Here is a 4826-nt window from a genome sequence, read left to right as displayed (position 1 = left end):
GTTTCCTGCAGTACCGCCTTTGACCACTGAGGCATCGCGGGATGCAAACGGTAGTAAACCCATTTGCCCCGACGCTCATCCTGCAACAATCCGCATTTTCGCAATTCGGCAAGGTGGCGTGAGATTTTCGGCTGGTCTAATGCCAACGCTTCTATTAGATCACATACGCAGGCTTCATTAACACAAGTGATCAATAGCAGCGTCTTCAGACGGGTGTCTTCAGCCATGCACTTATAAAAAGAGAGTGGATCCATAAAACATATACGATATTTCACATATGTGAAATATCGTATATGTTGGGAAGTAAGTCAACCTGAAAATGAATCAGGTTGACTGAATGAGATGGTAACCCAAGGTTAGAACGCGCTTGGGTTTAATCCACCGTCTAACAAGATGTTTTGTCCGGTGATGTAGCCTGCATATTGGCTACATAGAAACGCGCAGGTATTACCAAATTCGTCTGGCACGCCAAATCGGTGAGCCGGTATTTTGCCAGCGAGTTCTGCTGCAACGGTATCGCGATCGTGCCCGGTGCGCGCCATACCAGCGTTAAATACACCTTCGAGCCGGTCGGTAGCAAAATATCCCGGCAGGATGTTGTTGATCGTGACATTTTTATCAGCCACTGTGCGGGCAATGCCAGCCAGAAATGCGGTTAGTCCGGCTCGTGCGCCACTGGATAAATCCAGGCCGGCAACGGGCATTTTAACTGTCATCGACGTAATATTCACGATGCGGCCAAAGCCTTTTTGGGCCATGGGATCAAGGACTCGTTGAATAAGGCTGATCGGTGTAAGCATATTCATATTCAAGCCTTCCACCATTGCCTCTTTATTTAACTGGCGGAAATCTTTTAGCGGTGGTCCGGCATTGTTGTTAACCAAAATATCCGGCTCCGGACACGCAGTCAGTAATGCTTGCTGACCCGCTTCGGTGCTTACGTCAGCCGCCACGGGGATCACCTTCACACCTGTCGATTCTTCGATGTCTTTTGCTACCGCAATCAAACGCTGTTCATTTAAGCCATTGATCACCAGATTTACGCCAGCTTCAGCCAGGGCTTGTGCGCATGCACGACCCAGCCCTCGGCTTGAGGCACACACTATGGCGTGCTTTCCTTTAATTCCTAAATCCATGCTTTGCTCCGTTACACAGGTCTTGTTTGCATGTTACTGATTATTTGCGTGAATAGCAGTAGCCGGGGGCGTAAAAAAGTGGGAAAGGCCTGGTTCTGAATGTTGATTACTGGGTAATAAAAGAAGGAATTTAGGTTGGAATAAAAATACAGATAAAAAAAGGCGCGTATTGGTTGGGTCAATACGCGCCTGGGCACATTGTTACAAAAAGGGTATTACTCAATGCTCTCGTAGGGCATACCTACGTATTGAGTTGCTATTACCTGCCGTCCTTCACGGTGGTTCAGGAAGAAATCTAGTTCAGATGACATAAAGTGGTCGAAAGTCGCCTTTTTCATACCGCCTACTTCCTGCTCATCGAAATCGTGCAGCATGTTACTCATCCACCAGGAGAAACGCTCGCCGTGCCATACCCGGCGAAGGGCGATTTCGGAGTAGCGGGTTAATACAGATTTATCGTTTTCACGGTAAGCTTTACACAGTAACTGGTACAGGGCTGCTACGTCTGAAGCAGCCAGGTTCAGTCCTTTAGCACCTGTTGGCGGTACAATGTGGGCGGCATCACCTACCAGGAACAGATTACCCCATTGCATAGGTTCGCATACAAAGCTGCGAAGCGGTGCAATACTCTTTTCGATACTGGGGCCGGTTACCAATCGCGCCGCCGCTTCTTCAGGCAGGCGTTTTTTCAGTTCATCCCAGAAGCGTTCGTCAGACCAGTCTTCCACTTTGTGATCCAGCGGTACTTGCAAATAGTAACGAGAGCGGGTTTCTGAGCGCATACTTGCCAGTGCAAAACCGCGTTTCGTTTTGCAATAAATCAGCTCGTCGCTAACTGGCGGCGTGTCGCTTAGTAAACCTAACCATCCAAACGGATACACGCGCTCGTGCTCAGTGCGCTTTTCGGCCGGAATGGTTTTGCGGGAAATGCCGTGGAAGCCGTCACAGCCTACAACAACATCGCAGTCTAAGCGGTAATTTTCACCGTTATTAAAAAAGGTAACGTATGGCGAGTCGGTTGTTACATCGTGAATAGCAGCATCCGACGACTCGTAATAAGTCGTTAAGCCGGCTTCAGCACGCGCTTCCATCATATCGCGGGTGATTTCTGTCTGGCCATAACACATTACTGTTTTGCCGCCGGTGAGTTCTTTCAGATTGATATTGAACAGTTCGCCGTAATAAGAAATGTCAAAGCCATCGTGTACCTGGCCTTCGCGATCCATGCGCTCACTCACACCCGCTTCGCGCACCAGGTCCACAAAGCCCTGTTCTAAAATACCGGCACGGATACGGCCTAGTACGTAGTCGCCCGTAACGCGCTCAACAATAATGTTGTCGATACCTTGTTTAGCCAGCAACTGGCCCAGTAACAACCCGGATGGGCCTGCGCCAATAATGGCAACCTTCGTGCGAATGGTTTTCATAATTTGCTCCTGCTTAAGTTTGTGTGTTCATAGTGCACGTCGCAGGCTTAATTGGTAATTCACATTTCAGGCAAATTATTGTACTTTTTAATCATGTTAAGTTTTTGTGGTGGCGTTTTTAATGAGTCGGGATGCGATTCCTTTTTATCACTTATACGGTGAAACCTTTTTGCAGTGGGAGCCCGGAAGTGTTCATCTGGAAAGTATTGTGTCGCGCAGTCGGATTTTGGGTTGGGAAATAAAACCCCATCGCCACCATAAACTTGCACAAATCATTTGTGTGTTTGGCAATGGCTGGCACATTGAGCTAGACGATGCGCGCTATTCTCTCAGTGGAAACTGGCTGGTGATGATCCCGCCTGGCGTGGTGCATGGCTTTCAGTTTGAACCCGACACGCAAGGATTTGTGTTGTCGATAAACAGTGATTTTTTAGCTGAATTATCGGCGTCAGGTGAAGTGCCAACCGCAAATGATGCTTTATGGGCGCCTCAGCCGGTAGAATTTTCTGACGAGCGATATATTGAACAATTCCGGCAAGTATTATTGTCGCTTGACGATGAGATTCAGCATGCGGAGGCAGACTCGCGTGCGGCAATCAGTAATTTACTACAATTGCTGTTTATTAATGTGCGCCGTCAACAACGATTAACCTCGTTACACAGTGAGAGTAGTTCCAGGGAAACTAAAATTCTGGTGAAGTTCCGGGCGTTAATCGATGCACAATATCAGCAACACAATAGCGTAAAAGATTACGCCGATCAGCTGTTTATCTCTGTCTCCACACTCTCCAGAATTTGCCAGACGGTATTGAAAACCAGCCCAAAGCAGGTTATTCGACAGCGTGTAATGAATGAAAGTAAACGACGGTTAATTTATACCCGTCAGAGCATCGACGACATTGCGTTTACCCTGGGCTACAAAGACGTAGGGTATTTTTGTCGTCAGTTTAAACAACAAACCGGTTTAACCGCAGGTGAATACCGCAAGCAGCATGCGGTGTGAGCTTGCGAATTGGTATAATACCCGCTTCTGTTAAGCGGTATATTACCTGGCTATCTGCGTGAGCAATTCGATAAATCTGGCCTGTACAGGCGTGGGCTTCCAGTGTTTGCGAAGGGTGTAGCCTATTTCCCGCTTACTGTCGGGCAGCGGTTGGGCGCTGATCGCCAGCAAGCCGGATTTAACTTCTACCGCAACCTGGCGAGCCGGTAATAACGTAATGCGATCGCTGTTTAATAGCAATCCTCGGACTGCAACCAGGGAACTGCATTCCACCACGTCCTGAGGGGGCGTTAACCCACGTGCTTCAAAAAACTGACTGAATACGGCACGCGTGGGTGTGCCTTGCCTGGGAGCAATCCATTGATACTGGGTCAGGTCGGTTTGGGTAACGGGCTGGGTAAACAGGTCGGTGGCAGGGTGCCCCACTCTGGCTACTACACTCAGACTGTCATCAAACAACTTACATTGCTCGATGTCATGGCTGGGAGATGCCGTTCGCAATGCTCCCACAATGATATCTAACTGACCATGTAACAAGGTATTAAGCTGTTCTTCGTAGGGGCCGTCAGTAATGCTCACTTTGGCATCCGGAAATTCTTGCAACAGAGCGGTTACTGTATCAGGCACTATCGCCGTTCTGGCGAGGGGCAGACTCCCTATTGTTACGCTACCCGAACGCTGGCCTTTGAGCCGCTTCACTTCATCTTCACCCTGATGGATTTCGGCAAAAAACAGGCTGGCAAATTTGCTCAATTGCCTGGCTCGCCACGTAGGTTCAACGCCGGTGGGCACACGGTTAAACAGCCGCTGCTCCGACAGATGCTCCAGATCCTTGATGGTTTTACCCAACGTAGGTTGAGTGAGTGATAATCGAACTGCAGCAGCAGTGTAGTTTTGCAGTTCAACAATGGTGTTCAAGGCGGTTAATTGTCGAATTGTTACGTTGCGCAGGAATGCCATGCGCTTGGTTTTGTCGGTGTCGAACAGGGCTTGTGCGGCGGTTTCCAAATAACTGAATGCACGTTTAACCCGCTCTAAAAACAGTTCGCCTGACGCCGTTGTGAACATGCCTGAGTTAGAGCGTTCAAATAACTGGGAATCTAGCTGGTCTTCAAGCTTATTAATAGCCTGGGTAAGCGCTGATTGCGACAAATGTATCTGTTTGGACGCCTGGGTGACGGTGCCGCATTCCTTTATTTCTAAAGCACTGAGTAAGTGCCGAATGTTCAGTTGCACGTCGCGATTCCTTTATTCGTTAAT

5 protein-coding genes are annotated in these 4826 nt (G+C 48.6%); 1 reads left to right on the top strand and 4 read right to left on the bottom strand.

Features of this window, described 5'->3' with window-relative positions:
• From ACLR2L_RS18960 to pobA, 3 genes are all read right to left on the bottom strand, one after another.
• On the bottom strand, positions 1-254 hold a 254-nt coding region (locus ACLR2L_RS18960; protein ID WP_413370430.1), incomplete at its 3' end, for a metalloregulator ArsR/SmtB family transcription factor.
• A 102-nt stretch (positions 255-356) separates the two neighbouring features.
• Positions 357-1136, bottom strand: a complete 780-nt coding sequence (locus ACLR2L_RS18955; RefSeq protein ID WP_413370428.1) for an SDR family oxidoreductase — start codon at positions 1134-1136, stop codon at positions 357-359.
• A gap of 215 nt (positions 1137-1351) precedes the next feature.
• Entirely contained in the window at positions 1352-2563 is a 1212-nt protein-coding gene (pobA, locus tag ACLR2L_RS18950; RefSeq protein WP_413370426.1) for a 4-hydroxybenzoate 3-monooxygenase, read from the bottom strand.
• A gap of 121 nt (positions 2564-2684) precedes the next feature.
• Here pobA and ACLR2L_RS18945 point away from each other — a divergent pair, with 121 nt between their 5' ends.
• Positions 2685-3566, top strand: coding sequence for a helix-turn-helix domain-containing protein (locus tag ACLR2L_RS18945; protein WP_413370424.1), 882 nt, complete (start codon positions 2685-2687; stop codon positions 3564-3566).
• 42 nt (positions 3567-3608) lie between these two features.
• On the opposite strand, the gene ACLR2L_RS18940 is transcribed toward ACLR2L_RS18945, so the two are convergent.
• Entirely contained in the window at positions 3609-4802 is a 1194-nt protein-coding gene (locus ACLR2L_RS18940) for a LysR family transcriptional regulator (RefSeq protein WP_413370422.1), read from the bottom strand.
• Between the last annotated feature and the right edge of the window lie 24 nt (positions 4803-4826).

Source organism: Alteromonas sp. AMM-1 (assembly GCF_047290655.1).
In the GTDB taxonomy this organism is placed as follows: domain Bacteria; phylum Pseudomonadota; class Gammaproteobacteria; order Enterobacterales; family Alteromonadaceae; genus Alteromonas; species Alteromonas mangrovi.
Note: the sequence above shows the minus strand (reverse complement) of the source record. Positions and strands in the feature narration are given on the sequence as shown.